The 26318-nt window shown below is 71.7% G+C and carries 26 protein-coding genes, 1 tRNA gene and 2 pseudogenes; 16 read left to right on the top strand and 13 right to left on the bottom strand.

What is annotated here, in order from left to right:
- The first annotated feature begins 194 nt into the window (after positions 1-194).
- The 5 genes and pseudogenes from AB0C17_RS24855 to AB0C17_RS24835 all read left to right on the top strand — a co-directional run.
- Complete coding sequence (locus AB0C17_RS24855) at positions 195-1667, top strand: helix-turn-helix transcriptional regulator (RefSeq protein WP_051611166.1); 1473 nt, start codon at positions 195-197, stop codon at positions 1665-1667.
- Positions 1664-2206: a flavoprotein gene (locus AB0C17_RS24850; RefSeq protein WP_046569670.1), complete on the top strand. Its 543-nt coding sequence runs from the start codon at positions 1664-1666 to the stop codon at positions 2204-2206. The genes AB0C17_RS24855 and AB0C17_RS24850 overlap by 4 nt, the downstream gene beginning before the upstream one ends.
- A 432-nt stretch (positions 2207-2638) precedes the next feature.
- Complete coding sequence (gene fxlM, locus AB0C17_RS24845) at positions 2639-3877, top strand: methyltransferase, FxLD system (protein ID WP_043330488.1); 1239 nt, start codon at positions 2639-2641, stop codon at positions 3875-3877.
- A gap of 23 nt (positions 3878-3900) precedes the next feature.
- Complete coding sequence (locus AB0C17_RS24840) at positions 3901-4038, top strand: FxLD family lanthipeptide (RefSeq protein ID WP_082159628.1); 138 nt, start codon at positions 3901-3903, stop codon at positions 4036-4038.
- Between the two features lie 68 nt (positions 4039-4106).
- Positions 4107-4604 (top strand): annotated as a pseudogene (locus AB0C17_RS24835) (lantibiotic dehydratase); the annotation flags it as partial.
- Between the two features lie 702 nt (positions 4605-5306).
- Here the strand turns inward: AB0C17_RS24835 and AB0C17_RS24830 are convergent.
- Positions 5307-5513: pseudogene (locus AB0C17_RS24830) on the bottom strand (helix-turn-helix transcriptional regulator); the annotation flags it as partial.
- A 394-nt stretch (positions 5514-5907) separates the two neighbouring features.
- Here AB0C17_RS24830 and AB0C17_RS24825 point away from each other — a divergent pair.
- A tRNA-Arg gene (locus tag AB0C17_RS24825) sits at positions 5908-5980 on the top strand.
- A gap of 237 nt (positions 5981-6217) precedes the next feature.
- Here the strand turns inward: AB0C17_RS24825 and AB0C17_RS24820 are convergent.
- Positions 6218-7012, bottom strand: coding sequence for a maleylpyruvate isomerase N-terminal domain-containing protein (locus AB0C17_RS24820; protein ID WP_357471813.1), 795 nt, complete (start codon positions 7010-7012; stop codon positions 6218-6220).
- A 289-nt stretch (positions 7013-7301) separates the two neighbouring features.
- On the opposite strand from AB0C17_RS24820, the gene AB0C17_RS24815 reads away from it, so the two are divergent.
- Complete coding sequence (locus AB0C17_RS24815; protein ID WP_357480665.1) at positions 7302-7592, top strand: hypothetical protein; 291 nt, start codon at positions 7302-7304, stop codon at positions 7590-7592.
- A gap of 202 nt (positions 7593-7794) precedes the next feature.
- Here the strand turns inward: AB0C17_RS24815 and AB0C17_RS24810 are convergent, their stop codons facing one another.
- The 4 genes from AB0C17_RS24810 to AB0C17_RS24795 all read right to left on the bottom strand — a co-directional run bounded on the left by AB0C17_RS24810 (position 7795) and on the right by AB0C17_RS24795 (position 10930).
- Positions 7795-8457, bottom strand: a complete 663-nt coding sequence (locus tag AB0C17_RS24810) for a DUF6882 domain-containing protein (protein WP_357471819.1) — start codon at positions 8455-8457, stop codon at positions 7795-7797.
- A 75-nt stretch (positions 8458-8532) separates the two neighbouring features.
- Positions 8533-8706 (bottom strand): hypothetical protein, encoded by a 174-nt coding sequence (locus tag AB0C17_RS24805; RefSeq protein ID WP_357381221.1) that lies wholly within the window; start codon positions 8704-8706, stop codon positions 8533-8535.
- Positions 8707-8981: 275 nt separating this feature from the next.
- Positions 8982-9806 carry a hypothetical protein gene (locus tag AB0C17_RS24800; protein ID WP_357471822.1) on the bottom strand — a complete coding sequence of 275 codons (825 nt, stop codon included), beginning with the start codon at positions 9804-9806 and terminating at the stop codon, positions 8982-8984.
- Between the two features lie 38 nt (positions 9807-9844).
- Positions 9845-10930, bottom strand: a complete 1086-nt coding sequence (locus AB0C17_RS24795) for a family 43 glycosylhydrolase (RefSeq protein WP_357381225.1) — start codon at positions 10928-10930, stop codon at positions 9845-9847.
- A gap of 230 nt (positions 10931-11160) precedes the next feature.
- On the opposite strand from AB0C17_RS24795, the gene AB0C17_RS24790 reads away from it, so the two are divergent.
- Positions 11161-11937: an HAD-IIB family hydrolase gene (locus AB0C17_RS24790; protein WP_357381227.1), complete on the top strand. Its 777-nt coding sequence runs from the start codon at positions 11161-11163 to the stop codon at positions 11935-11937.
- A 119-nt stretch (positions 11938-12056) separates the two neighbouring features.
- A complete protein-coding gene (locus AB0C17_RS24785) occupies positions 12057-13844 on the top strand; it encodes an adenylyl cyclase (RefSeq protein ID WP_357381229.1) in 1788 nt (595 codons plus the stop codon).
- 47 nt (positions 13845-13891) lie between these two features.
- Here the strand turns inward: AB0C17_RS24785 and AB0C17_RS24780 are convergent, their stop codons facing one another.
- Together AB0C17_RS24780 and AB0C17_RS24775 are read right to left on the bottom strand one after the other, a co-directional pair.
- Positions 13892-14482 (bottom strand): ATP-dependent Clp protease proteolytic subunit, encoded by a 591-nt coding sequence (locus tag AB0C17_RS24780; protein WP_357381231.1) that lies wholly within the window; start codon positions 14480-14482, stop codon positions 13892-13894.
- 125 nt (positions 14483-14607) lie between these two features.
- Positions 14608-15249 carry a helix-turn-helix transcriptional regulator gene (locus AB0C17_RS24775; RefSeq protein WP_357480662.1) on the bottom strand — a complete coding sequence of 214 codons (642 nt, stop codon included), beginning with the start codon at positions 15247-15249 and terminating at the stop codon, positions 14608-14610.
- A 273-nt stretch (positions 15250-15522) separates the two neighbouring features.
- On the opposite strand from AB0C17_RS24775, the gene AB0C17_RS24770 reads away from it, so the two are divergent.
- Positions 15523-16536, top strand: a complete 1014-nt coding sequence (locus AB0C17_RS24770) for a potassium channel family protein (RefSeq protein WP_357381235.1) — start codon at positions 15523-15525, stop codon at positions 16534-16536.
- A gap of 23 nt (positions 16537-16559) precedes the next feature.
- Here AB0C17_RS24770 and AB0C17_RS24765 read toward each other — a convergent pair whose 3' ends face one another.
- A complete protein-coding gene (locus tag AB0C17_RS24765) occupies positions 16560-17042 on the bottom strand; it encodes a MarR family winged helix-turn-helix transcriptional regulator (protein ID WP_357480659.1) in 483 nt (160 codons plus the stop codon).
- An 83-nt stretch (positions 17043-17125) separates the two neighbouring features.
- On the opposite strand from AB0C17_RS24765, the gene AB0C17_RS24760 reads away from it, so the two are divergent.
- Positions 17126-17773 carry an NAD(P)H-dependent oxidoreductase gene (locus AB0C17_RS24760; RefSeq protein ID WP_357471825.1) on the top strand — a complete coding sequence of 216 codons (648 nt, stop codon included), beginning with the start codon at positions 17126-17128 and terminating at the stop codon, positions 17771-17773.
- A gap of 79 nt (positions 17774-17852) precedes the next feature.
- Here the strand turns inward: AB0C17_RS24760 and AB0C17_RS24755 are convergent, their stop codons facing one another.
- The 3 genes from AB0C17_RS24755 to AB0C17_RS24745 form a co-directional block, all read right to left on the bottom strand.
- Positions 17853-18887 (bottom strand): 2-oxoacid:ferredoxin oxidoreductase subunit beta, encoded by a 1035-nt coding sequence (locus AB0C17_RS24755; protein ID WP_357381241.1) that lies wholly within the window; start codon positions 18885-18887, stop codon positions 17853-17855.
- Positions 18880-20727, bottom strand: a complete 1848-nt coding sequence (locus tag AB0C17_RS24750) for a 2-oxoacid:acceptor oxidoreductase subunit alpha (RefSeq protein WP_357381243.1) — start codon at positions 20725-20727, stop codon at positions 18880-18882. Before AB0C17_RS24750 ends, AB0C17_RS24755 begins: the two co-directional genes overlap by 8 nt.
- 196 nt (positions 20728-20923) lie before the next feature.
- Positions 20924-22330 (bottom strand): hypothetical protein, encoded by a 1407-nt coding sequence (locus tag AB0C17_RS24745; protein WP_357480656.1) that lies wholly within the window; start codon positions 22328-22330, stop codon positions 20924-20926.
- A gap of 124 nt (positions 22331-22454) precedes the next feature.
- On the opposite strand from AB0C17_RS24745, the gene AB0C17_RS24740 reads away from it, so the two are divergent.
- Positions 22455-22832 (top strand): NADH-quinone oxidoreductase subunit A, encoded by a 378-nt coding sequence (locus tag AB0C17_RS24740; protein ID WP_030501070.1) that lies wholly within the window; start codon positions 22455-22457, stop codon positions 22830-22832.
- 28 nt (positions 22833-22860) lie between these two features.
- Here the strand turns inward: AB0C17_RS24740 and folP are convergent, their stop codons facing one another.
- The gene (gene folP / locus AB0C17_RS24735) at positions 22861-23730 is read right to left on the bottom strand and encodes a dihydropteroate synthase (protein ID WP_357471831.1); all 870 of its coding nucleotides are present in this window, start codon (positions 23728-23730) and stop codon (positions 22861-22863) included.
- Positions 23731-23891: 161 nt separating this feature from the next.
- On the opposite strand from folP, the gene AB0C17_RS24730 reads away from it, so the two are divergent.
- Genes AB0C17_RS24730 through AB0C17_RS24715 form a run of 4 tightly spaced genes read left to right on the top strand, consistent with a single transcriptional unit; the run spans position 23892 to position 26299 of the window.
- Positions 23892-24521 carry a DivIVA domain-containing protein gene (locus AB0C17_RS24730; RefSeq protein WP_357471833.1) on the top strand — a complete coding sequence of 210 codons (630 nt, stop codon included), beginning with the start codon at positions 23892-23894 and terminating at the stop codon, positions 24519-24521.
- Positions 24518-25018 (top strand): SRPBCC family protein, encoded by a 501-nt coding sequence (locus tag AB0C17_RS24725; protein ID WP_355095947.1) that lies wholly within the window; start codon positions 24518-24520, stop codon positions 25016-25018. The genes AB0C17_RS24730 and AB0C17_RS24725 overlap by 4 nt, the downstream gene beginning before the upstream one ends.
- A 36-nt stretch (positions 25019-25054) precedes the next feature.
- Positions 25055-25639, top strand: coding sequence for a DNA-3-methyladenine glycosylase I (locus AB0C17_RS24720; protein WP_357381251.1), 585 nt, complete (start codon positions 25055-25057; stop codon positions 25637-25639).
- Between the two features lie 36 nt (positions 25640-25675).
- Entirely contained in the window at positions 25676-26299 is a 624-nt protein-coding gene (locus tag AB0C17_RS24715; RefSeq protein WP_357471836.1) for a hypothetical protein, read from the top strand.
- Positions 26300-26318: the final 19 nt, after the last annotated feature.

The following is a 26318-nucleotide window of genomic DNA, read 5'->3' as shown; positions in this document are numbered from 1 at the left end:
GACGTTCGAGGTGCCAACCCCGCTCCCCCCCCCCCCCGGTTTTCGACACAGGCGCCCTCTCTGCCAGGCCAGCACGCCATTCGCACCAGCTCCACGCCCAGGTCGCGTGCGATCCGCTAACGTCGAATCGCCGTGCGTCGGGGCGCCGCAACAGTCGGCTCGACGCAGGTCGATGCGAACGGAAAGGCGAGCCCATGATTGATCGCCAGGATCTTCAACAGGCCAGGGACGATCTCGGCCGTAAGCTCGCCGCCCTGCGTAGGTCGAGGGGACTCATTCAGGAAGCCCTCGCACGCCAGGTGCACACGACGCGCAGCACCCTGGGAATGGTCGAGCGGGGCCGGCAGGTCGTGGACCGGATCTTCTGGCTGCAGTGCGACACCCTGCTGGACGCCCAGGGCGAGCTACTCGCCGCCTACGACGCCTACCGACACCTCCAGTCCCGGTTCCAGGCACAGCAGGCCGAGGCGGCACAGCGGGCGCGGTGGGGAGCGGTACCCGAGGCGGTGATGGCAGCCGGCGAGGCCACAGGCGAAAGGTACGGCGAAGTCGGCGACAATCGACGCCCGCCGGACCGGTTCCACGGCGAGCGCCCGGAGGCGGGCCGCACCACACGAACCGGGCAGGTCTCAGTCGTCAACGCGGTAGCAGGCCGTGGCGAGGAAGCCGACCACGATGCCAGGTCGCGACTGCTGGCCGAGCTGCGCCGGCACCTGCTCGCACCTGCCGCACCGAAACAGCCGGTCGAGCCTCTCACGCTTTCGGAGGTCCGTCAGCGGGTGGCCCATCTCCATAGCCTTTACCAGCGTGGCAACTATGCCGAGGCGGTCCGGGCGTTGCCCGACACGTTCGAGCAGGCGAACCTGTTGACCCGGACCTGCACCGGCACGCAGCGCGCCCTGGCCGTCGGGTCGCTGGCGGCGGCGAATCTCGCCGCCGCCAAACTCACCGTGAAACTCGGCGATCCCAGCCTTGCCTGGGTGGCGGCGGACCGTGCCGCTCGTGTCGCCGCCGAGCAGGCCGAGGATGTTGCGCTCGTCGCTGCGGCGGCGTTCTCGGTGGGTACTGCGCTGCTGGCGATGCCGGACCGCGTCGGCGATGCCGAGGAGGTGGTGCTGGCCGCTCTCGATGGTGTGACGGACACGAGGGACTCCGCGTCGACGGGTCCGCGTGTCCTGTCGGCCCACGGGGCGTTGACTCTGCTCGCGGCGCTGATCGCCGCCCGGCAGGCCCAGCCCGCCGCTGTCGAGCGGCACCTCGACGACGCGAACGCCCTGGCCCGGCGGCTCGGCGCCGATCGTAACGACCTGTGGACCGGGTTCGGTCCGACGAACGTGATGATCCACCGCATCAGCATCGCCGCCCGAACGGACCAGCCTCAGCTGGCGATCCACCTTGGAGAACAGCTCGACACCTCGTCGCTGCCGGCGGCCCTGGTGAGCCGCCGCGCCCGGGTCCACCTCGACCTCGCCGCCGCCTACGCCTGCTCGCCCGGCAACGATCCCGCAGCCGTGCTGCACCTGCTCGAAGCCGAACGCATCGCGCCGCAGACGGTGCACGTGCACGGCCGGACGCGCCATCTGATCGGCGACCTGCTCACCCGTGAGCGGCGCGCCGTCACCCCCGGCCTGCGGGCACTCGCCGAACGCGCCGGAATCGCCGCGTGACGTCCGGATCCGCGAATGCCCGTCTGCTCTACCTGGTGGTCTGTGCCGCGCCACCGGCCCGCCGCATCGTCGAGCTGGTCGAGGCGGTGCGGCGCGACGGCTGGGATGTGTACGTCATCGCGACCGAAACCGCGCACACCTGGCTTCCCAACGATCGGCTGGCCGCCGTTACGGGCAGGCCCGTCAGCTACCGGCAGCGGCATCCTGACGAACCGAGCGTCCTGCCACGCGCCGATGCCGTCGCGGTCGTTCCGGCGACGTTCAACACCATCAACAAGTGGGCCACCGGCATCAACGACAGTCTGGCCCTCGGCATCCTCAACGAAGCTCTCGGCGCAGGCATGCCGATCATCGTCTCCCCGTACGTCAAACCCACCCTCGCCCGCCACCCCGCGTTCGACGCCCACCTGCGGCTCCTCGCCGACCACGGCGTACGCCTCACCGCCACCGAGGCGCTGCGACCAGCTCACGACGATCAGCCCTTCCGCTGGAACGTGATCCTCGACGAACTCCACAGGCTGTCCGCCCGCCTGTCGTAGTCGGCCCCCGAGAGGCGCTGGGGCCGGTCTGACCGTGTCGAAATCCCGTGTCGAGGGTGTTCGACACGGTCAGACCGGCGTTGAGTGGTGGACATGACCGCTCGGCGCCCGCCGCTCAGGGGTCCCCGGCACCGCCCAACCCGAGGGGAGTTGATCCGTGTGACCCTGTACCGCAGTTTCTCGCCGCTGCCGAGGAATCCGGGACCGCTGGTGGCCGGGACGGCTCGGACCTCACGTTGACTGCGGCTTGATCGAACCCGGGCCGCCTTGCGTCGCCTTGCCGGTTGGGCACCCGGTGAGTTCGGCCTGCGTCCTGCCCAGCAGGGGAACAGTCCTCGGGCGTCTGAGGCCGTGTTCGTCCTTGGCGGATAACGGAAAGTGCGGGCCGTCCGCAACGGCGGCGGTCCTGACGAACAGGAGAGTGACGCGCACATGAGCGTCGACACGATGAGCAGCGACGACCTCCGTGACGCGATGGTCGACCAGCTGGTCGCTGACCATGCGGCCAAGGGGCTGACGATGCGGCCCGAGGTCGAGGCGGCACTGCGGGTGGTTCCCCGCGAGCTGTACACGCCGGGTGTCCCGATGGAGGAGGCGTACCGCAGCGACACCGCGGTCGTCACCAAGCGGCTCGGTGATGAGACCGTCAGTTCGGTGTCCGCGCCGTGGCTGATCGCGGAGATGCTCGGGCAGGCGGCTGACGCCCTCACCGGTGGCCTGCACGGCCGGCACGTGCTGGAGATCGGATCGGGCGGCTACAACGCGTCGCTGCTGCGCGAGCTGGTCGGGCCGTCGGGTTCGGTCACGACCGTGGACATCGACCCGGAGGTGACCGAGCGGGCGGTGGCGTGTCTGGCGGTGGCAGGTTACGGCGATGTCAGCGTGGTGTGCGCGGACGCGGAGCAGCCGATCGACCTGGGGCGCTGCTACGACCTGATCATCGTGACGGCCGGGGCGTGGGACATCCCCGCGGCGTGGATCGCGCAGCTCGCCGAGGACGGCGTGCTGGTGGTGCCGCTACGGACGTTCGGGATGACCCGGTCGTGGGCGCTGCGCCGGGTCGGTGACCGGCTGGTCAGCCACAGCCAGCGCCTCTGCGGGTTCGTGGCGATGCGGGGCACCGGAGCCCACGAGATGCGGTATGTCGACATCGCCGCCGGTGTCCACCTGCGGCTGGATGAGGGCCAGCAGGTCGACCCGGAATCGGTCGGTGGGCTGCTGTCGCAGCCGCAGGAGCAGGCATGGGCAGGGGTGGGCCTGCCGCCTCGTAGCGTCCTGGCCGACCTGGACCTGTGGCTGGCGGCCCGCCTCGCCGATGAGGTCGACCAGTTCGTGGTGCTCTCGGCGCAGCAGGAGGCCGTCGACGCCGGCATCGTCGCCCCTGCCTGGCGGTTCGGTACGCCCGCCGCCCTGCACGAGGGGACGTTCTCCTACCGGTCGACGCTGCGCTGGACCGACGACACGTTCGACCTCGGCGCCTGCGCTCACGGGCCCGACGCCGCCGCGGCGGCGGGACGGATGGCCGGGCACATGCGCGCGTGGGTGGACGCTGGCGAGCCCTCTCCGGTGCTGCACGTCCTACCCGCAGGTACTCCCGACGGCGCCCTGCCGGCCGGGACGGTGCTGGACAAGCGACACAGTCGCCTCGTCCTCACCTTCACCTCCGCATAGGAAGGAACACGCGAGTGGAGACCATGGAACTCGAGGAGTTCGACCTGGACATCACCCTGGTGGACGCCGGCCCCGCTGCCAGCGGGTACGCCACCAGCACCGACGACGGCTGCGGCTCGGGCAACACGGGCTCGAACGCCTGTTCCGGCGGCAGCAAGTAACCGTCCCTGACGATCCACCCCGGGCCCGGCGTCTCCAGCGCCGGGCCCCCGTCTTCGAGGGTGCGTTCATGTTCCCCACGGCCGGTGCGGCGCTGATCAGAGTTGCCGCCTACCCCAGCGGTCTGACCCTGCCCGCGTGGCCCGACCTGACGACGGATCAGCCCGAGCAGTGGCGGCAGTGGCTGGCCGCAGTGTGGGCGCTGCCGGGATTCGCCACCGCCGTCGCCGCTGCCACACCCCAGTTGGCCGAACAGATCACCCGGACCGTGGCCAGTGCGCCGACCACCGACCGCCGGTTCGGGCGCATGGTCGACTCGACGGTCCGGTACCTGCTGAGGTGGACCACCCGGGCGACACCGTTCGGCACCTTCGCCGGGGTGGCTCCGGTCGAGTTCGGCGCCCGCGCATCGGTTCGGTGGGGCGAGGCGCATCAGGTGGTGACCCGCCCTGACGGGACGTTCGTCGCCGAGCACACCGGGCGCGCCGAGCAGGACCTGGCGGCGCTGCGCGACGTCGCGGTGGTGACGAACTCGGTGGGGTACCAGCGCGGTCAGGACGTACGCCCAGAACTCCTGATCGTCGGCTTCCTGCGCCATGCTTCCCGCGCGGTCCAGCCAGCGGTCGCCCGCGGCCCGGTCGCCGAGATCGTCGCTGAGCCAACCCGCGAACTCGCTCCACCGTGCCTCGGTGCTGAGAAGCCGGTTACGAAGCTGTCCACGTGTCTGCCGACGCAGGGCGGCGATCAGCGCGATCTGCTGTTCGACGGTCGACAGGATGGTGAGGCCACCCAGCAGGTCGTCCGCTTGTACGAGGAGCGCGCGAAGCTCCGCGAAGTGATCGACAACGGCAGGGTCGACGGACCGTGGGTGAGAAACGCCTGTGGTGGTGACAACCGGCACGGCGGTGAGGCCAGCGGCCAGTTCCAGCAGAGCCCTCCGGCTTACCCGCAATGACATCGCCTGCCCATCGGACATGACCGCAAGCGTAACCGCGTCACCATCGTGAAAGTCCGTCTCACCTGCCACCGCGGCACCGGCGACCCGCGCGAGTGGTGCCGTCAGGCCGTTCGGACCACCGGCCGTCAGATCCGTGGCGGCGAGGTCGCGCAACGACTCCCGTGCCGGATCCGTCACCGGGACACCGTGAGTGCCAGCCGGTAGTGAGCGGTCCTCGACTTCGCCCCACCGCATGCGTTGTGCCGCTTCGACTTTCTCCTGATCAAGCTGCTGCTTCAGGCGCCGATAGTCGTCGTAGTCGGCCAGCAACTCTCCACCAGCGGCTAGGGCCGCTTCACAGCGCTGCCAGAAGATCCGGTCCGGGCATTGCTGCCCGCGCTCGACGCCCGCGATCGTGGTCCGGGAAACCGGCACCCGCCTCGCCAATGCCAACTGGGTCAGCCCACGCACGTTGCGCCAGGCGGCAAGCCTTGCACCCAGTGCCCGCTTCGCATCGTCTACCCGCTGCGGATCGATCATGACGCCCGTCCCTTCACAACCCCGTACGGACACGACGGCTGCATTGACGCAAAGCGACGTTACCGTAACCGATCTCCGCCAGAACCGGCCAGCGCCTCAACAACCCCGGCGCCGACGTCCTTGTCCGCGCCGAGCAACGTCTATCGGCGGGCGACCCGAGACCCGACTCCGGACCTTCGATGATGTGCGCGGTGTGTGCTCGAGAGCGGATGCCACCGTGGGGCAACCGGTGCCACCGGATGCCACGGCGGGTCAACGGGCCGGGTCGCTGCCGGGGTCCGTGTGCTCGGGGTGTGGTCATCGGTCGGCCCTGACCAGGGCGACGACGTGGGTGAACGTGGGCCACTCCCTGCCACCCCGGGTGAACCGGCAGGCCGCTAGACTGGGCACTCGCGCCCTCGTAGCTCAGGGGATAGAGCATCGGTTTCCTAAACCGTGTGTCGCAGGTTCGAATCCTGCCGGGGGCACCTCGATACACCGCCGAAACGCCGCCTGTATCCGGCCCTGTCGGCTACCTCGGTTGCCGGCAGCGGGGGCCTGCCCGTGACGCTCGCGCCGCATCCTCACCACGGACTCGTCGGTTGCCCGGCGCCGTGCTCCTACCCGTCCCGCGTCAAGACGAGGTTGACCCCGCGATCGTCCAGGCCATCCTCGTCCTACATCACGTCCAGACCAGCCCAGCCTCAGGATGAATGGGATCGTCGCTACACCGACGGGTCCCAGGCGATGAGCTGGTCGAAGATGCGACGGTCGCCGTCCAGCTCCAGCTTCGGAGAATCCAGCGGTACGCGGCCGTAAAAGAACAAGACCAGGTCACTGGCCGTGCCCCGGGCGGAGACGTCGGCCGTGTCCGGGTCCTCGCTGGCAGCCGACGTGCCGAGACGGGCGGCCCGTGCGCCCTCGCGGGACAGCCGAAGGCGCCAAGAGCGGCCCTCGGTGGCGTGGTATTCGACGACCGCGGGGGCGTGCGGCCAGGCGACATCCGTCGAGCAGAGGGTGAACTGGCAGTCGTCGAAACCCTCGAGGGCGACCTCCTCCGGTAGCGGTGCCGGGTTCCCCACGGTGAGCTGGGCATCGTAGGTGTGCACCGCGATCTCGGGCACCTGGCGCCGAGCCCATGCGCCGGAGGTTTCCGGTGACTGCGAGTCACCCCAGAACGTCCAACAACCGCGGTCCGGGCCGGCCTCACGCAGCGCGCTCGTCAGTCGCTCGACGGACTCGGTCCACCAGGCCAGCAGAGCCTCGCGTTCCCGAGGCGCACCCGCGCCGTCGTCCCAAGCGGACTTCTCCGGGGGAGCGTCGGCTGGCCCGGCGGCGACGATGGCGGCCGACCTGCGACGGCCCATGCCCAGGTGCTGCACGAGATCGAACAGCGTCCACTCCGGACAGGTCGGCACCGGCACGTCGAGGCTGGGCGCCGCAGCGACCGCGGCACGGAAGGCGGTCGACCGTTCGTCGATCAGCCGCAGATGATCAGCGAACGTCAAAGTCTTTTGCATCCCGGCTTTCTACCAGTGTGTTCCGATAGCGGGACAGCGATTTTCGCAGCTGGCGCGACCGCGGCATTGGCGCGCCACGGTTCCACCTGTCGTGACTCGCACCGTTTCCGTGCCGAGGCCGCTGCGGGCCTGTCGACCGATTCCCGTGGCACACCTGCGCGGCTAGCGTCCGTGTATGCCCCCCTCTCATCCGCCTCGACCGTCGAGTCAGCCCGGTGGTCCCGCCGGGACGCACCTCCCGATGCCGGAGGGTGGCCGTTCTGCCCCCGTTTCCTATCGAGCGGTGTACGTGTTGGCGATCCTGGCGACGTTGTGTTGGGGAGGCGCGGCATACGGCGGTTGGCTGATCTTTTCCGGCCGCGACATGGTCGAGGGCCTGCTGAGCTTCATCGGACTCCTCTGGCTCGCCGCGTTCGAGATGTTCGCGTTGCTGTTCACTGTCACCGCGGCTTTCGAGCTGCGTCGGCGCCACTCGCCTCGTGCGGCCCTGGTGACCGGTCTGGTCGCAGTCGCCGGGGTGGTCGTGACGATCGTGTTCGTGCTCTGGGTCTCGACGGGGACAAGTCAGACGGGCCTGTAGCGAGGGTCGAGGTGAAGCTCGGGGATGGCATCGCCCCGACGACGGGCCCGATGGGACGGGACCCGAGGGTCGACGGCGGTCAGCTCCTGGAGGTGGGAGCCGCGCGGGTCCAGCGAGGTAACCGCCGTGCCGCTCTCGGCCGTGTCCACACGTGTTGAACCGCGTGCGGCAGGTTCGAATCCTGCCGGGGCACCAGATTCGCCTACGGGCTGACCGTCCCCGACATGTTGCTGACACGCCCCATCGCGTCGAAGTCGACGCGCAGGACGGAGCCGTCCTGACTCTGTGCCGTCACCGACATCGGTGCCCGGTCCAGGCGCCATCCCTGCTGGTGCAGGAACGCCTCGACGGTGACGCGGTGTTCCACCGGGAAGGACTGGAGGACCTGGGCCAGGACGGTCGGCACCCGCTCCGGCCGGACCGGCGCGGTGATCTGCGGCGGGGCGTCGTCGAGGTGGAAGAAGACCGCGCCGCCGTCGTACGGCCCGCGGTAGTAGCAGCGGCCGGTCAGGCCGGACGCCAGCAGGGCGAGCCGGTGTCCGTCGGCGCGCCGGAGCGGGAACGTGGGTTCGGTGAGTTCGGCGACCTGCTGGCGGTGCCCGTACTCGCGGAGCCAGCCGGCCAGGTGCAGCAGCGCCGGTGGGAGGTTGCTGGCCTCGTTCGCCCAGGCCCACAGCCAGGTGCCGTCGTCGTGACTTTCGGTGCCGAGGAGCTGGACGCGGTATCGCAGGTCGTTCCCGAACGTCACGGTGCCGTCGGGCACGTCGAGCTGCCAGTCGCGTTCGCCGAGGAGATCTGCCAGCGCCAACTGACGGGCCAGCCCGGTGCCGACGTGTTCGGCGAAGAGGCGATCGAAGGTCGGCATCGCCGCAGTGTGCCAGATCCTTGGGGAACGGGACGGCCCCGCGTCCGGCCGGAGCCGGAGCGCGGGGCCGGCGGGTCAGCGGACCAGCGCTGCCACCAGCGTCCCGATGCAGGCGACGACGGCGGCGATGATCGGACTGAGCGTCTTGATGTACGCCAGGATGATGCGGTGCCGGCCTGTCAGTTCGGCAACGGCTTCGTCCTCGTCCTCTGGTGTCTCGAAGTCTGACCCGTGAGGGATTACAGTCAACGTGACTCCTTCCGTTGCAGCGGTGGAGTCGAATGCGGCGTCCGGTGGCAGCCGGGCGCCGCCCTCTGTGTGAGGCGACGCTGTGCCGTTCGACGGTTCGAGCATGCTCCCGGCGGACGGCTAGCACAAGAGTCGGCATTTCACTGTCGGGTACCTGACAAGCAGATGCATCGCATCGAGAAAATTCCGGTGCCAGCTCTTGCCAAATGCAATTTTCCGTGAAGCAGTTCAACCGAGCGTGACTGGGTCGAAGCGCATGGTGAGCAGGCGTGTTGTCAGGCCCGGCGGAGCTGGAGCACCGCCACGCGGGCGTCGTGGCCGTCGACGTGCATGGGCACCGTCTTGCGGTTGCGCAACTGGATCTGGACTCCGTTCGACCCCTGGAGCCAGCCGATCTGGTCGATGCCGGCGTCGAAGGCGCGGGTCTCCTTCGCGGGGAACAGCTTCGGCATCGGGTTGCGGTTGGTGTCACCGGTCCAGATCACCGGGTGGCCACGGGCCTGCCAACTGGAGATCCGTTCCCGGAGGACGTCGAAGTGGTGCGCCCACTTGGTCCTGCGCCACTCCTCGTGCGGATCTTCCTGGCCGTTGAACGCGCCGGCCACGAAGTGCGTGTTGAGGAACGCGAACTGAAGCGCCGCGTCGTCGTTGGCGGCCAGCAGGACCTCGGAGATGACGCGGTTCACCGAGACGCCCGCCAGACCCTCGTGTACGGGTGTGACGTGCTTGTCGAGCACGTCGTACGCCTTGGGCACGGAGATCGGGACGTAGTGCCCGCCGTCGTCGAGGTGCACGTTGCGGTAGCGCTCGCCGAACAGCTCGTTGATCCAGCCCTTCTCCTTCGTGTCACCGTCACCCCCGCCGATCTCCTGCCAGCCGACGAGCGGACGGTCCTCGGGGCCGGTCATGTCGAGGGCGTTGCGGACCGCCGTGATCGCGGCCTTGCGCTTGTCGAGGTTCGCCCGGCCGATGTTGGCGGTGACGACGCCCAGGTTCCGCCAGGCGGTCGCCGCCCCGGCGGGTGCGGGGAACCCCAGGGCGCCGGCGAGCGCGACGCCGCCCGCGAGGCCGAGTGCCTGTCGTCTGCTGACGCGTTCCATGCGACTCCTTACTGGTCGGCTGCTACGTGGACGGCCGGCTACGAGACGAGGAAGCCGGTGGAGGGGCGGGTCAGGACGCCTGTCATCGGGAAGCGGGTGGTGCCGTTCCACCAGTGCCACACCACGCGCTCGCTGCCGTCGGCGGCGGCGAAGACGTCCATTCCGCCGGGGCCCTGGTGGTTGCCGGGCAGGTCGCGGATCGGGTTGAGGCCGGCGGCGCCGGTGAAGCCGAAGAACGGGCGGGACACGCCCTCGCGGATCGGGGTGCAGCGGGAGCCGGGTAGCGGAGTGGCGCCGCAGCGGGCGATGCCGGTGGAGTAGCGCGCGCTGTCCCAGTTGTTGCCCGAGTACATCAGGTACCAGTCGCCGTCGGCGGCCTTCCACATCGACGGGTTCTCGACCACGTGCGTACCGCCGCTGGTCTTGGCGGTGTCCCAGGTGATGTCGGTGCTCTTGAGCATGTCCCGGCGGGTGTCCCAGATGGCGCGGCCCTCACCGTCGGTGCGGACCGTGGAGATGCCGGTCTCGGCGCCGGAGGCGATGGCGTCGTCCCGGTAGGTGACGTACAGGTTCCCGCCAGCCACGAACGGGTTGGCGTCCAGTGCCCACCGGCCGGCGTCCGGGCAGGCCCACTCGCCCTGGTTCTGGAACGGGCCGCGGGCACTGTCGGAGACGGCCCGTCCGATGCACTTCTGCCCGGAGCCCTTGCGGGAGGCGGTGTAGAACATGAAGAACCGGCCGTCGAAGCGTGCGACGCCGGGGGCCCAGACCGCGCCGCCGGGTTCGGCCCAGGCGCCGGGACCGGACGGCAGGGCGTCGTGGGAGGCGCAGTCGGCCATGCCGACGCTGTTGCCGGAGCCGTGGACGAGGACCGGTACGTACAGCCTGCCGGTCGCGCCGCAGCGCGCGCCGGTCCCGGCGCCGACTGTGGTGCCGTAGGTGACGTAGGAGCCGTCCTTCGCCAGCAAGGTGTCCGGGTCGGCCAGCGGGAAGGTGGACGAGCTCGCCAGCGTGGACATGTCGCCGGCGGGCGCGGCGGTGGCGGGAACCACGCCCGCTGTGGTGGCCGTCAGGGCGGTCGCGGCGAGGGCAACGAGGCATCCGCGCATTCGAAGGAATCTCACCGGCGCACCTCCATCGATGAAAGTAATTATCGGCCGAACGCTATCGATGTTCGACGATCCCGTCAACGGGGGAGCGTCGAACGTCGGGAGCGGGAAGCGGGGCCCGCCCGGAGGCCTGCCGCGTTACTCTCCGTCAAGAGGGCGTGCCGCCTGCCGGGTCCTCAGGCCGGTGCCAGGACCCGTCGGTACCCTGGCATGTCCTGGCCTGTCCGCGACGACATGAGGTATTCGTGAACGATCTTCGAGTGGTGGCGTTCGATCTCGACGACACCCTGGCGATTTCCAAGTCCCAGATCGATCGTCGGATGGCGGAGTTGCTCGGCCACCTGCTCACCGAGGTGGACGTACTGGTCATCTCCGGTGGCCGGTTCGAGCAGTTCCAGTCGCAGGTGCTCGCCCACCTCGAACTCACCGAGGAGCAGCGCCGCCGGCTGCACCTGATGCCGACCTGCGGCACCCGCTACTACCGGTGGTCCGACGGGGACTGGCGGCAGGTCTACGCCGAGGACCTCACCGAGGCCGACAAGGCCCGCGTCGTCGCCGCGCTCACCGAGTCGGCGCAGGCGCTGGGCCTGTGGGAGACGAAGACCTGGGGCGACATCATCGAGGACCGGGGCAGCCAGATCACGTTCTCCGCGCTGGGGCAGTCCGCCCCGCCGGCCGAGAAGTACGGCTGGGATCCGGACGGCGACAAGAAGCGGCGGCTGCGCGACGCGGTCGCGGCGAAGCTGCCCGACCTGGAGGTGCGCGGCGGTGGCTCGACCTCGATCGACGTCACCCGCAAGGGCGTGGACAAGGCGTACGGCATGCGCAAGCTGCTGGAGCACCTGGATCTGAAGATCGACAACGTGCTCTTCGTGGGTGACCGCCTGGATGTGGGTGGCAACGACTACCCGGTCAAGGCGATGGGCATCCGCTGTGCGGCGGTCACCCGCTGGGAGGAGACCGCCGACTACGTCGAGAAGCTCGTCGACGACCTGGTGAAGCGGCGCGCCGAGCGCGCCTGAGCACGGACCGCAGCAGGGCCCGCCGGTTTCGGAACCGGCGGGCCCTGGCGGTATCGACGGCGATGGGGTAGGAACAGCGAGAGAGCGCTCTCCCGTCCCATCACCGAACAGGCAGGCAGATGCGATCACCCGACCCCTCCCGCCGCCGTTTCCTCACCCTCACCGCCTCCGCGGCCTCGCTCACCGCCCTCGGCCTCCCGGCCGGCGCCGCAGCCGCGTCCCCGGCCGCGCGCCCGGCCCGCGAGCCCGACTTCGGACCGAACGTCTTCGTGTACGACCAGGACACGCCGGTCGAGGAGATCCAGTCCACGCTGGACCGGCTCTTCACCGCCCAGGAGCGCAACGAGATGGGCTTCGACAGGTACGCCGTGCTGTTCAAGCCCGGCCGCTACGAGGTGGACGCCCGGCTCGGCTACTACACGACTGTCGCCGGTCTCGGTACCCACCCGGACGACGTGGAGATCCACGGCGCGGTCCGGGTGGTCGGCCAGCCGGACCCGAACTCGCCCGCCGGCATCTCCGCGCTCACCAACTTCTGGCGTTCGGCGGAGAACCTCGCCGTCACCCCGACCGACTGGTCGAACCAATGGGCCGTCTCGCAGGCGTCACCGATGCGCCGGGTGCACGTCAAGGGCGTGCTGTGGCTGGAACCCGGCAACGGCGGCTACTCCAGCGGCGGCTACATCGCCGACTCCAAGGTGGACGGCATCACGATCAACGGCTCACAGCAGCAGTGGCTCACCCGCGACAGCGAACTCGGCGGCGAGTGGACCAACGGCGTGTGGAACCAGGTCTTCTCCGGCGTGATCGGCGCGCCCGCGCAGGGCTTCCCCGACCCGCCGTACACCACGCTGCCGAGCAGCCCGGTGACCCGGGAGAAGCCGTACCTGTTCGTCGACGCCCGGGGCGCCTGGCGGGTCGCCGTACCGCGCCTGCGCCGGAACACCGCCGGCACCACCTGGGCCGCCGGTGGCGCTCCGGTGCCGTCGCTGCCGCTGTCCGCGTTCTTCCTGGCCCGGCCCACCGACTCGGCGAAGCGGATCAACGCGGAACTCGCTCGCGGCCGGCACCTGCTGCTCACCCCCGGCGTCTACCACCTCGACCGGGCGCTGCGGGTACGCCGCCCGGACACCGTCGTGCTCGGCCTCGGCATGCCGAGCCTGGTGCCGGACCGGGGGGACGCGGCGCTGCGGATCGAGGACGTGGACGGGGTCCGCGTCGCCGGGGTGCTCGTGGACGCCGGGCCGGTCGAGTCACCGGTGCTGGTCGAGGTCGGCACGCGGCACTGCCACCGGTCCCACGCCACGAACCCGATCTCGCTCCAGGACGTCTTCTTCCGCATCGGCGGCCCGTACGCCGGGCGGGCGGCTACCAGCCTGGTGGTGCACAGCCGGCACACGCTCATCGACAACATCTGGGCCTGGCGCGGCGACCACGGCCGGGCGGGCACGATCGGCTGGACGGTGAACACCGCCGCCACCGGCGTGATCGTCAACGGCGACGACGTGACCGCGTACGGGCTGTTCGTCGAGCACTACCAGCGCTGGCAGACGATCTGGAACGGTGAGCGCGGCCGGACCGTGTTCTACCAGAGCGAGCTGCCCTACGACCCGCCGAGCCAGGCGGCCTGGCGCAGCCCGACCGGCAACGGCTGGGCCTCGTACAAGGTGGCCGACCACGTCCGCACGCACGAGGCGTGGGGACTCGGCGTGTACTCGTACTTCAACCAGGGCGTGGACATCCGCTGCGACCGGGCGATCGAGGCGCCGCGCCGGGCGGGCGTGCGGTTCCACGACGCGATCACCGTGTTCCTGGACGGCAGCGGCGGCATCGAGCGCACGATCAACGAGGCCGGCACTCCCGTCGTCGGCTCGTACGGCACCAGCCCGGTGGTCAGCTACCCCTGACCGGCGTCGGGACGGCCCGGCCGGATCATCGGCCGGGCCGTCCCGGCTCACCCGGCGAGCTGGTCGACGCGGGTGAGCACCTGGTCGACGAGGCCGTACTCGCGGGCCTGCTCGGCGGTAAACCAGCGGTCGCGGTCCCAGTCGCGCTGGATTTCCTCCAGCGTGCGCCCGCTGTGCTGGGCGATCAGCTCCTGCATGGTGCGCTTGACGTGCAGCATGTTCTCGGCCTGGATGGTGATGTCCGCGGCGGTGCCGCCCATTCCGCCGGACGGCTGGTGCATCATGATCCGCGAGTGCGGCAGCGCGAACCGCTTGCCGGCCGCCCCGGCGCAGAGCAGGAACTGCCCCATCGACCCGGCCATGCCGAGCGCCAGCGTCGCCACGTCGTTCTTGACGTACCGCATGGTGTCGTAGACGGCCATGCCGGCGCTGACCGAGCCGCCCGGCGAGTTGATGTAGAGGAAGATGTCGCGCTCCGCGTCCTCGGCCGCGAGGAGCAGGATCTGCGCGCAGATCTGGTTGGCCGACGCGTCGGTGACCTCGGTGCCGAGGAAGATGATCCGTTCCTTCAGCAGCCGCTCGAAGACCCGGTCACCGAACGCCGGCTGTCCCTCGTCGAGCATCCAGATGCCACCCATCGCCGCCCACCTCCGTGCCGCCGGTGGGCGGGGGACCGCCCGGGAACCGGCGGTCTCCAGCGTCCGCCGGACGCACCCGCGCGGCCCAGGCTTTCTGCCCCGGGCAGATTCGCTCTGGGCAGAAGCTACGCGGCGACCGGCCGCCGCCGGCCGGCGCGGGCCCGTCGCCGGGCCACCGCCGATGAGATACGCGGACGGGGGCGGACGGCCGGGGCGGAGGGAGCCGGCCAGATCCGGATGCCGCCGGAGAACCCGATCGGCGTGGCGGCGTCGAACGCCGGACCGAGCGGCGCCGGCCCGAGCCCGACGGGCCGCAGCGCGCCGCCCAGCAGTTGCGTGGCGGTGACCGGCCGGCGGGCGACGTGCGGCCGGAGCGAGACGGCGGGCCGGCGGGACACGGGCGGCCGGGGCGACACGACCGGGCGGCGCGTGACGGACAGCCGCGGCGGGCCGACCCGCAGCTGTGGCCCGGTGCGCGCGGCCGGCACCCGGTCGAACCGGGCCGCCGAGATCCCGGGGCCGACCGGTGTCGGCCGCTCCCGGCGCAGCTCGTCGCGGGCCTCTTCGAGCAGGTCGGCGAGGTGGATCCCGAGCGCGCGGCAGATCGCGGCCAGCACCTCGGAGGAGGCCTCCTTGCGCCCGCGTTCGACCTCTGACAGATAGGGCAGGGAGACGCCGGCGGCCTGGGCCACCTCGCGCAGCGTGCGGCCCTGGCGCAGGCGGATGCGCCGCAGCACCCCGCCGATCACGCGTCGCAGCAACGACATGCCGGCCTCCTCGCGGTCGCCGTCCGGACGTCCCCATCATGCCCCGTCCACGCCCCCGGCACCTGCCCGGTCAGCCCCCGTGTACCGACCGGGCAGGTGTGGATCAACGCGGGACGACCGGTCGGTCATCAGTCTCACCCGTGACGGCGCCGATGGATGTGACGAAATCCTTACCGCTCGCGGCGACGGACCGGCCCCTGCCCGACCAGCCGGCTCGGGGCGTACCCGCTATCTTGAGGGCGTGCAGGCGACGGTGGCGGAGCGGGACCGACGGTGATCCATTTTCCCGCGCAGCGGCGGGGGCCGCTGAGCGCGCTGAGTCTGCGCCTGCTCGCCGCCCTCGGCCTGGTCTTCGCCACGGTGTTCGTGGTGTGGCTCGACCGCGACGGCTACCGCGACGTCGACGAGAGCGGCCTGACCCTGCTCGACTGCTTCTACTACGTGGTGGTCTCGCTCTCCACCACCGGGTACGGCGACATCACCCCGGTCAGCCCGTCCGCCCGCCTGGCCAACGTCCTGTTCATCACCCCCGCCCGGGTGCTGTTCCTGATCATCCTGGTCGGCACCACCCTGGAAGTCCTGACCGAGCAGTACCGCACCGGGCGTCGCCTGTCGCGGTGGAGGAGAACCGTGAAGGACCACGTCATCATCTGCGGCTACGGCACCAAGGGCCGCAGCGCGGTCTCCGCCCTGCTGGAGAACGGCACGGACAAGTCCAAGATCGTGGTGGTCGAGCGGAGCGGGCCCGCACTGCGGCAGGCCACCTCCAACGGGCTGGTGACGATCGAGGGTTCGGCTACCCGGTCGTCGGTGCTGGAGCAGGCGCACGTGCGTACCGCGAAGTCGGTCATCATCGCGACCGACAGCGACGACGCGTCGGTGCTGGTGGCGCTCACGGTCCGGCAGCTCACCGCCGGCCAGGTCCGGATCATCGCGGCGGTACGCGAGGCGGAGAACGCGCCGCTGCTCAAGCAGAGCGGCGCCCACCACGTGATCGTCTCGTCGGCCACCGCGGGCCGGCTGCTCGGCCTGTCCACCTCGGCCCCGCCCCTGATCGACGTGGTGGAGGACCTGCTCACCCCGGGGCAGGGCATGGCGCTGGCCATGCGGTCGGCCGAGCGTGACGAGGTGGGCCGCTCACCCCGTGAGCTGGAGTCGCTCGTCATCGCGCTGGTCCGCCGGGGCAAGGTGGTCACGCTCAACGACCGTGCGGGCGCGGTGATCGAGACCGGCGACATGCTCGTCCACGTCCGGGACGACCGGCCGCAGGCCACCACCGCGCTCTGACCGCGCCCCGCTGAGCGCGACGTTCAGCAGGCGCCCGGGCCGCCCTCCGCGAGCACTTCGCCGCACGTCGACGACCGGCCCTGGGTGGCCCGTCGTAGCAGGTCGTAGAGCAGGTCCCGCTCGCCGGGAGCCAGCGCGCCGAGGACCTCCTCCTCGGCTCCGGCGAGCGCGCACTCGGCCTCGCGGAGCCGCCTGGTGCCCGCCTCGGTGAGGCGTACCTCGTGCCGTCGGCGGTCCTCCGGGGAGCGGCGGCGCTCGGCCAGGCCGTCCGCCTCCAGGTCGTTCAGCAGCCCGACCACGTTCGTGCTGTCGATCTGAAGCGTGCCGGCGAGCGCCTGCTGGCTGATGCCGCCGGAGTCGCGCAGCACTGTGAGCGCCACCAGGTGGCGTGGGCGCAGGCCCAGCGGGGTCAGCACCGACTCGGAGCGCAGCCGCATCCGCCGGGCCAGATGGTCGAGCAGGGGCCCGGAGCGGCGCTCGGACTCCTCGACCGGTACGGCGGACATGTGACCCAGTTTACGCGCCCCGGGAAACATCGACCTGCTATAAATAGTTTGTTCTACACGAACGATCGATGGAGGAGAAAGAAATGGCTCACCTGCTGCACATCGACTCCAGCATCACGGGGGAGCGGTCGATCAGCCGACGGCTCACCGCCCGTGCCGCCGCCGCCTGGCGCGCCGCCCACCCGGACGGCACCGTCACCTACCGCGACCTGGGCCAGAACCCGCTGCCACACCTGGACACGGCGAGCGGTCTCGCGCGCATGGTGCCGCCGGATCAGCACACCCCCGAGCAGGCGGCGTCCTGGCGGCGGACCCAGGAGGTGGTGGCCGAGGTGAAGCAGGCCGACACGGTCCTGCTCGGGCTGCCGCTCTACAACTACGGGCCGCCCAGCAGCGTGAAGTCCTGGGTCGACCACCTGATCGCCCCCGGCATCGCGTACGACCCGGTGACGAACGCCGGGCTGCTCGGCGACCGCCAGTTCGTCGTCCTGGTCAGCCGCGGCGGCGGGTACGGCGCGGGCACCCCGCGGGAGGGCTGGGACCACGCCGAGCCGTGGCTGCCGCACGGCCTCTCCCTGACCGGGCTGGAGCCGCGGTTCATCTGCGCCGAGCTGACCCTGGCCCCGGTCAACCCGGCGATGGCCGAGCTGATCCCGCTGTTCGAGCAGAGCCTCGCCGCTGCCGAGCGGGCCGTCGACGAGCTGTGGGTGCCCGCCTCGGCGGCCGCCTGACCAGGCTGCGCCACACGCGAAGGGCGGGCCGTTCCGCGGGGGAACGGCCCGCCCTCTCGCGTGACGGGTCAGCGGCGGATCAGAGGATCGTCCAGGTGTCGCCGCTGCCGAGCAGGGCGGCGAGCTGCTGCTCCGGGGTCTGGTCGACGCTAGCCCTGGCGGCCGCGACCTGCTCCTGCACGGTGCTGTCGTAGGAGGGGCGGCCCACCGAGCGGAACACTCCGATCGGGGTGTTGCTCAGGTCCAGGCCGGGCAGCCGGGACAGCGCGAACGCGTACGCCGGGTCGGCCACCGTGGCATCGTGCACGACGATCTCCTCGGCCGGGGTGTTCGCGGTCTCCCGCACCTCCAGCCCGAAGCCACCCGGCGGGTGCACCACGCAGAACTGCCCGTCCTTGCCGAACGTGATCGGCTGCCCGTGCTCCAGCCGGATCAGGAAGTCGTCCCGGGTGGCCGGCTCCTTCAGTGGGTCGAACGCGCCGTCGTTGAAGATGTTGCAGTTCTGGTAGATCTCCACGAACGCCGAACCCTCGTGCTGGGCGGCGGCCCGCAGCACCGACTGGAGGTGCTTGCGGTCCGAGTCGATCGTCCGGGCCACGAACGTGGCCTCCGCGCCGAGTGCCAGCGACAGCGGGTTGAACGGGGCGTCCGCCGACCCGACCGGCGTCGACTTGGTGATCTTGCCGACCTCGGAGGTCGGCGAGTACTGGCCCTTCGTGAGCCCGTAGATCCGGTTGTTGAACAGCAGGATCTTCAGGTTCACGTTGCGGCGCAGCGCGTGGATCAGGTGGTTGCCGCCGATGGAGAGCGCGTCGCCGTCACCGGTGACCACCCAGACCGACAGGTCCGGCCGGGACACCGACAGGCCGGTGGCGATCGCCGGGGCGCGGCCGTGGATCGAGTGCATGCCGTACGTGTTCATGTAGTACGGGAAACGCGACGAGCAGCCGATGCCCGAGACGAAGACGATGTTCTCCCGGGGGATGTTCAGCTCCGGCATGAAGCCCTGCACGGCGGCCAGGATGGCGTAGTCGCCGCAACCGGGGCACCAGCGCACCTCCTGGTCGGACTTGAAGTCCTTGGCGGTGAGCTTCAGGGCGACGGGCTCAGACATTCTTCAGGACCTCTTCCAGCATCGTCTCCAGCTCGGCGGCGGTGAACGGCAGGCCGCGGACCTGGTTGTAGCCGATCGCGTCGACCAGGTACTTCGCCCGGATCACGTGGGCGAGCTGGCCGAGGTTCATCTCCGGCACGACCACCCTGTCGTAGCGGCTCAGCACCTCGCCGAGGTTCGCCGGCATCGGGGCCAGGTGCCGCAGGTGGGCCTGGGCCACCGAGAGCCCGCGCTGGCGCAGGCCACGGCAGGCGGCGCCGATCGGGCCGTACGTCGAGCCCCAGCCCAGCACCAGCACCCGGGCGTCGCCGTCCGGGTCCTCCACCTCGACGTCCGGCACCGGGATGGTCTCGATGCGGGCCGCCCGGGTCCGCACCATGAAGTCGTGGTTGGCCGGGTCGTACGAGATGTCGCCGGTCTTGTCGGCCTTCTCCAGGCCGCCGATCCGGTGCTCCAGGCCGGCCGTGCCGGGCACCGCCCACGGGCGGGCCAGCGTCTGCGGATCCCGCAGGTACGGCAGGAAGGTCGTGCCGTCCTCGCCGTTGGGCTCGGTGGCGAACTCGACCCGCAGGTCGGGCAGCGACTCCACGTCCGGCAGCAGCCACGGCTCGGAGCCGTTCGCGACGTAGTTGTCGGAGAGCAGGATCACCGGGGTGCGGTAGGTCAGCGCGATCCGGGCCGCCTCCAGCGCCGCGTGGAAGCAGTCCGACGGGGACTTCGGCGCGATCACCGCGACCGGCGCCTCGCCGTGCCGGCCGTACAGGGCCATGTTGAGGTCGGCCTGCTCGGTCTTGGTGGGCATGCCGGTGGACGGCCCGGCCCGCTGCACGTCGACGATGACCAGGGGCAGCTCCAGGGCCACCGCCAGGGAGATCGTCTCGCTCTTGAGCGCCACGCCCGGACCGCTCGTGGTGGTCACGCCGAGCGAGCCGCCGTACGACGCGCCGAGCGCCGCCCCGACCGCGGCGATCTCGTCCTCGGCCTGCATGGTGACCACGCCGAACCTCTTGTGCTTGCTCAGCTCGTGCAGGATGTCCGAGGCCGGCGTGATCGGGTACGCGCCGAGGAACACCGGCAGCCCGGAGCGCACCCCGGCGGCCACCAGACCCAGCGACAGCGCCGCGTTGCCGGTGATGTTCCGGTAGGTGCCCGGCAGCATCCTGGCGGGCTTGACCTCGTACCGGACGGAGAAGTCCTCGGTCGTCTCGCCGAAGTTCCAGCCGGCCCGGAACGCGGCCACGTTCGCCGCCACCAGCTCGGGGCGGGCCGCGAACTTGCGCTCCAGGAACCGCAGGGTCGACTCGTACGGGCGGGAGTACATCCAGCTCAGCAGCCCGAGCGCGAACATGTTCTTTGCCCGCTCGGCGTCCTTCTTGGACACGTCGTGCTCGGCCAGCGCGCCCACGGTCATCGAGGTGAGCGCCACCGGGTGCACCGCGTATCCGGCGAGCGAGTCGTCGTCGAGCGGACTCGTCGCGTAGCCGACCTTGGCCAGGTTGCGCCGGGTGAACTCGTCGGTGTTGACGATGATGTCCGCCCCGCGCGGTAGGTCGGCCAGGTTGGCCTTCAGCGCCGCCGGGTTCATCGCCACCAGCACGTTCGGCGCGTCACCCGGGGTCAGGATGTCGTAGTCGGCGAAGTGCACCTGGAAGCTCGACACGCCGGGCAGGGTGCCGGCGGGAGCGCGGATCTCGGCGGGGAAGTTCGGCAACGTGGAGATGTCGTTGCCCAACTGCGCCGTCTCCGAGGTGAACCGGTCGCCGGTGAGCTGCATGCCGTCGCCGGAGTCACCGGCGAACCGGATGACCACCCGGTCCAGTTGACGGATCTGCTTGGTCACACCCGCACCTCGCTTAACTGAGCGCCGTCACCCTCGCCGGTCCGGCCCGCTCCGATTCTCACGTCAGAGCCTACGTCGCCACGTTAGGGCCACCTTGGTCGAGGTCCGACGTATGGGACTGGATCGGGCTGCTGTATGCCCTGCTTTGCAGCGTTTAGTACCTGGGCCCGTAACCCAGATCACCACATATCCATGATCACCTGTCGGCGACCGGCCGCTCCGGCGCGGTGATGTCGCTGCGGCGGCGCAGCGAGCGGGTCGCCAGAGCCAGCGCGAGCACGACGAGGAGACCGGACACGGCGATCAACGCGATGGCGGCCCCCCGGACCGAGGTGCCGTCACCGTCGCGTTCGCCGGCGGCGACGAGCACGCCCTGCGAACCGGTCGGGGCCGGCGCGGCGACCGGTGGCGTGGCGTCCGCCGCGGCGGCGCTGATCCGGAAGCTCATCTGCACCTGCCGGTCCCGCCCGCTGCGCGGGTCCAGCCGGCCGATCACCGCGCCGGACAGCGGTGCCAGCCGCTGGGCCTCCGCCGAGGCGGTGAGCGTCAGCCGTACGCCGCCGGTCCGCCCCGCCGCCAGCACGCCCAGATCGCAGCGGGTCCGGGCGGCCGAGATCGGGGCGCAGCCGGGCTCGCTGCCGGCGACTGTCACCCCGGCGGGCAGGAGAACGTCGATCCGGCCGGCCGCGTCGACCCGGCCGGTGTTGCCGAGCCGGACGGTGAGCGTCGCGGGAGCGCCGCTGATGTCGAACAGCACCTCGTCGGCGCGGAGCGAGATGCCGGGTACCGGCGGCCCGGGCGGGAACAGCACGGCGAAGCCCTCGTCGTCGTACGCCGCGTCGCTGACCCCGGGTGCGACGGCGGTGACCTGGACCGACCCGGCCAGCGGCATGGTCCGCCAGGCGTCGCCGTCGACCCGGACCCGGATGGTGGCGCTGAACCGGGCGCCCGGCTCCGCGTCCCACCCGGCGCAGCGGTGGTTGCCGCCACCGGCCGGCTCGCAACCGGGGGTGCCCGCGTCGGACAGCCCGGGCGGCAGCGTGTAGCCCAGGCTGATCCGCTCCGCCCGCCCACCGGTGTTCGTCACCGTCACCCGTAGCGCGGCCACCGTGGCGTCGGCGTTCCAGTAGGCCGGCGGCAGCACCACGTCGCCGGTGTTCACGCGTACCCCCAGAGGGCCGCCGGCCGGCTGCGCCGGCGGGGGCGGTGGTGGCTTGACCGGCGGCACGACGGGCGGCGGCGCGGGCGCCGTGGTGGCCGGCGCGGCGGTGGTCGGCGCCGGATCGGCGGGCGCGCTGGCCGGCGGCGCGGCCGGCGAGGTGGGGGCCGGCGCCGGGGGCGTGGTCGGTGGCGCCTCGGTCGGCGGCGGGGCCGTCGCCGTGGGCGCCGGGTCGCCGCTGGGCGCCGGACCGGACGGCTCGCCGCCGGGGTCGCCGCCCGGCTCCACCGGCTCGATCGCCCGGAGCGCGGCCGCCGGGCCCGGGTGCGCGACCGCCCCGGCGGGCACCACCGCCACCATCGCCGCGACGAGCACGGGCGCCAGCACCGCGAGGGTACGGCGGAACGCGGCCCGCCGATCGGGCGCAACGCTGGGGCGGGGCATCTGTCCTCCGGACGATCAACGGGATCCCATTATTCGGTGATACTTGCCATCAGGCACTAGTCCTGCCAGGAAACAAATTCGTAACGTGTCCGGGACATCTGGACGAGACCGGTACGCTCCGGTCGTGACCGGATACCTCGGCTCGTACGCCACGCTCGGTCTGCTGCTGCTCGCCGCCGTGCTCTTCTTCGTGACGGCGTTCTCGGCGAACCGGGTGTTACGTCCGAGCCGGCCGGCCGAGCCGTGGGGCAAGCGGGCCACGTACGAGTGCGGCATCGACCCGGTCGGCGGCGACTGGGCGCAGATGCAGATCAGGTACTACGTCTACGCGTATCTCTACGTGCTCTTCGCGGTCGAGGCGGTCTTCCTGTTCCCCTGGGCGCTGGTCTTCGACCGGCCCGGATTCGGCGCCACCACGGTCGTGGAGATGGGCGTCTTCGTGGCGATCGTCGCGCTCGGCATCCTCTACGCGTGGCGGCGCGGCGTCCTGCGCTGGACCTGACCAGCGGCCCGGCACCGGGCCCGGCCCGCTAGGCCAGCCCGCGCCGGGTCGCCGCCGGCGGCCGGTCGCCCCGGATCGACGCCACCATGTCCAGCACCCGGCGGGTCTCGCGGACCTGGTGGGCACGGAACACCCGGGCGCCGAGCCAGGCCGAGACCGCCGTGGCGGCGAGCGTCCCCTCCAGCCGCTCGGGCACCGGCAGGTCGAGCGTCTCGCCGATGAAGTCCTTGTTCGACAGCGCCACCAGCAGCGGCCAGCCCGTGTCGGTCAGCTCCGACAGCCGCCTGGTGATCTCCAGCGAGTGCCGGGTGTTCTTGCCGAAGTCGTGCGCCGGGTCGATCAGGATGCCGTCCCGGCGCACACCCAGCCCGACCGCGCGTTCGGCCAGGCCGGTCACCGTGCCGAGCACGTCGGCCACCACGTCGTCGAAGGCGGCCCGGTGCGGCCGGGTACGCGGGGCGAGCCCGCCCGCGTGCGAGCAGACCAGGCCGGCGCCGGTCGCCGCGGCGACCCGGGCCAGCGCCGGGTCCGCCCCCGACCAGGTGTCGTTCAGCAGGTCCGCGCCGGCCACTACCGCCTCCACCGCCACCTCGGCACGCCAGGTGTCGATGGAGACGACCACGTCCGGGAAGGCGGACCGGACCGCGGCGATGGTGTCCACCGTCCGCCGGATCTCCTCGGCCACGTCCACCTCGTCGCCCGGCCCGGCCTTCACCCCGCCGATGTCGATGATCTCGGCGCCCTCGTCCACCGCGCGTTCCACCGCGCGCAGCGCGCTGTCCTGGGCGAAGGTGGCGCCCCGGTCGAAGAACGAGTCGGGCGTGCGGTTGACGATAGCCATCACCACCAGCTCACCGGGGCCGAACGTCCGTCCGCCCAGCCGCAACGCCCCGGTCATGCCCGCCTCCTCGCCGCCGGACCGCACCGGCCGGTCCGACGCTATCCGGTCCCGCCCGCGTCGCCCGCGCCGCCCGTGCCGGTACCGCGCGGCGGACGCATTCGCGGAACGGACGCCTCAGAGGGCTCGCCCGATCCCGCCCCGCATGCCACGATCTGTGCATGGGTGAGGTTCTGCTCCTCTTGGTCGTCGCGCTGACAGTCGCGGCTGTGGTGTTCGGGGTGACGGTGCTGGTCTCCGGCAAGGATCCGGGCCTCACACCGGCCGAGCCGGACGGCCGGGCCGTGCCACTGCCCGGCAGCCGTCCGCTCGACGAGTCGGACGTGTCAGGCGTCCGCTTCGACACGGCGCTGCGCGGTTACCGGATGAGTCAGGTCGACGCGGCACTGCGCCGGGCGGCGTACGACATCGGCTACAAGACCGAGCTGATCGGCGTCCTGGAGGCGGAGAACGCGGCCCTGCGGGACGGGCGTACCGAGGACGCCGACGCGCTGCGCCGGGCGCGCGAGGAGGCCGCCGCGACCCGCCCCGAGACGGAGCCGGCGCCCGGCCCGTCCGCCCCCGAGCCGGTGGTGATCGACCTGTCCGGGCCGGAGCCGTCGAGCCGGATCGACGGCGACGGGCAGCCGGACCGGCCCGACGCCGGCGGGCAGCCGGGACGCGCGCCGGCCGAGGCGGGTGTGGCGGAGGCCCCGGCCGCCGCGGCCACCGAGGACACCGTCTCCCCGGCGGACGGGAGCGCCGACGGTGACCGGGAGCGCGGTTCGGTGGTCCGATCGGAGTCGGCGTGACCGGCGCCGGCCGGCCGGCTGACGACTTCACCGAGGCGTCCCGGCGCGGTGCCGCCGAGGTCACCGCCACGGTGATCGTCGAGGCGCCGGCGGAGCGGGTGTTCGCCGCGCTCACCGCGTGGGAGCGGCAGTCGGACTGGATCCCGCTGACCCGGGTCCGGGTGGTCGAGGGCGACGGCGGCGAGGGCAGCCTGGTCGAGGCGGTCACCGCGCTCGGTCCGGCCGTGCTCCGCGACGAGATGCGGGTGGTCCGGGTCGACGCGCCGTACGAGGTCGGTGTGGTGCACTGCGGCAGGCTGCTGCGCGGCCCCGGCGTGCTGCGCTGCACCCCGATGGACCGCGACCGCACACAGGTGATCTGGCACGAGTGGTTCCACCTGCCGGGCGGGCGGGCCGGCCGGGTCGCCTGGCCGGTGCTCTGGCCCGGCTCGAAGTTCAGCCTCACCCAGGCGCTGAAGAAGTTCGCCCGGCTGGTCGAGCAGGGCCGCCTGCCCTGAGCCGGGTTGTCGGTGGGCTGACCTACCGTGGACGCCGTGACTGACCTGGTGACCGGCGCGGACGGGCTGCCGCGCTGCGCATGGGGGGCGAGCACCCCCGACTACGCCGTCTACCACGACGAGGAGTGGGGCCGGCCGCTGCGCGGCGACGACGCGCTCTACGAGCGGCTGACGCTGGAGGCGTTCCAGTCCGGCCTGTCCTGGCTGACCATCCTGCGCAAACGGCAGGCGTTCCGGGACGCCTTCGCCGGCTTCCGGATCGACGCGGTGGCCCGCTTCGGTGAGGCCGACGTGACCCGGCTGCTGGCCGACGCCGGGATCGTCCGCAACCGAGCCAAGATCGAGGCGGCGATCGCCAACGCCCGGGCGGCGTCGGAGCTGCCCGAGGGCCTCTCCGCGCTGCTCTGGTCGTTCGCGCCCCCGCCCCGGGCGGCGCGACCCCGGTCCTTCGCCGAGGTGCCGGCCACCAGCCCGGAGTCCGTGGCGATGGCCAAGGCGCTCAAGAAGCAGGGTTTCCGGTTCGTCGGCCCCACCACCGCCTACGCGCTGATGCAGGCCACCGGCATGGTCGACGACCACCTGGCCGACTGCCACGTGAGCGGTGACCGGGCCGGGGTGTGACGGAGCGCGCCACCTCCGGCGTGATGGGATTGGGGCATGACCGACACCGAGCCGCGTACGAGCGGGACGACAGACGGTGCGACCACCACCGGCGCCTGGGCGGTGCTGCTGCCCGCCGAGCGCTTCGAGGCCGAACGGCTGGTGCACCACGACCTGCTGGAGCTGACCGGGCTGGCCGAGGCGGCCCGCCCCCGGCCCGGCGACCAGGTGGCGGTGCTCGTCGACGAGCCGCTGCGTCTGGTCGCGCTCGGCAAGGTCGCGCCCGCGGTGTCCGGGCCCCGGGAGGACCCGGACGATCCGCAGTCCGACCCGGTGGACGCGCCGCTCGTGGTCACGTACACCCGGCGGGTGCTCGACGAGCCGGTGCCGGTCGACGGCCCGGCGCCGGACGGCCCGGTCGTGGCGCTCGACCCGGCCCGCTGGCGGTCGCTGGCCGACCGGCTCGGCCCGCCGCCGGCCCGCAGCACCTGGCTGGTCAGCCTGGACCTGCCGATCGAGGCCGCGTCGCGCGCCGAGGCGGTGCGGATCTTCTGGTCCTACGTGCAGGAGCTGGGCCCTCGGGAGCTGCCGGCGTTCGTCTCGCCGTACGGCGACGAGCTGGCCATGCAGGCGTTCGTGCTGGGCGTCGAGGCCAACCAGGATCCGGAAGAGGACGACTGACAGCCGGGGCCGGCCGGCG

The sequence above is a fragment of the Micromonospora sp. NPDC048887 genome (genome assembly GCF_040649715.1).
Lineage (GTDB): Bacteria > Actinomycetota > Actinomycetes > Mycobacteriales > Micromonosporaceae > Micromonospora.
The sequence above is the reverse complement of the archived record's forward strand: the minus strand, read 5'-3'. Positions and strand labels throughout refer to the sequence as shown.

Coding starts and splice junctions, on each gene's coding strand:
- AB0C17_RS24855 (WP_051611166.1), top strand. CDS start 195: ATGATTGATCGCCAGGATCTTCAACAGGCCAGGGACGATCTCGGCCGT.
- fxlM (WP_043330488.1), top strand. CDS start 2,639: ATGAGCGTCGACACGATGAGCAGCGACGACCTCCGTGACGCGATGGTC.
- AB0C17_RS24840 (WP_082159628.1), top strand. CDS start 3,901: ATGGAACTCGAGGAGTTCGACCTGGACATCACCCTGGTGGACGCCGGC.
- AB0C17_RS24820 (WP_357471813.1), bottom strand. CDS start 7,012: ATGCAAAAGACTTTGACGTTCGCTGATCATCTGCGGCTGATCGACGAA.
- AB0C17_RS24810 (WP_357471819.1), bottom strand. CDS start 8,457: ATGCCGACCTTCGATCGCCTCTTCGCCGAACACGTCGGCACCGGGCTG.
- AB0C17_RS24800 (WP_357471822.1), bottom strand. CDS start 9,806: ATGGAACGCGTCAGCAGACGACAGGCACTCGGCCTCGCGGGCGGCGTC.
- AB0C17_RS24785 (WP_357381229.1), top strand. CDS start 12,057: ATGCGATCACCCGACCCCTCCCGCCGCCGTTTCCTCACCCTCACCGCC.
- AB0C17_RS24780 (WP_357381231.1), bottom strand. CDS start 14,482: ATGGGTGGCATCTGGATGCTCGACGAGGGACAGCCGGCGTTCGGTGAC.
- AB0C17_RS24775 (WP_357480662.1), bottom strand. CDS start 15,249: ATGTCGTTGCTGCGACGCGTGATCGGCGGGGTGCTGCGGCGCATCCGC.
- AB0C17_RS24765 (WP_357480659.1), bottom strand. CDS start 17,042: ATGTCCGCCGTACCGGTCGAGGAGTCCGAGCGCCGCTCCGGGCCCCTG.
- AB0C17_RS24760 (WP_357471825.1), top strand. CDS start 17,126: ATGGCTCACCTGCTGCACATCGACTCCAGCATCACGGGGGAGCGGTCG.
- AB0C17_RS24755 (WP_357381241.1), bottom strand. CDS start 18,887: ATGTCTGAGCCCGTCGCCCTGAAGCTCACCGCCAAGGACTTCAAGTCC.
- AB0C17_RS24745 (WP_357480656.1), bottom strand. CDS start 22,330: ATGCCCCGCCCCAGCGTTGCGCCCGATCGGCGGGCCGCGTTCCGCCGT.
- folP (WP_357471831.1), bottom strand. CDS start 23,730: ATGACCGGGGCGTTGCGGCTGGGCGGACGGACGTTCGGCCCCGGTGAG.
- AB0C17_RS24730 (WP_357471833.1), top strand. CDS start 23,892: ATGGGTGAGGTTCTGCTCCTCTTGGTCGTCGCGCTGACAGTCGCGGCT.
- AB0C17_RS24715 (WP_357471836.1), top strand. CDS start 25,676: ATGACCGACACCGAGCCGCGTACGAGCGGGACGACAGACGGTGCGACC.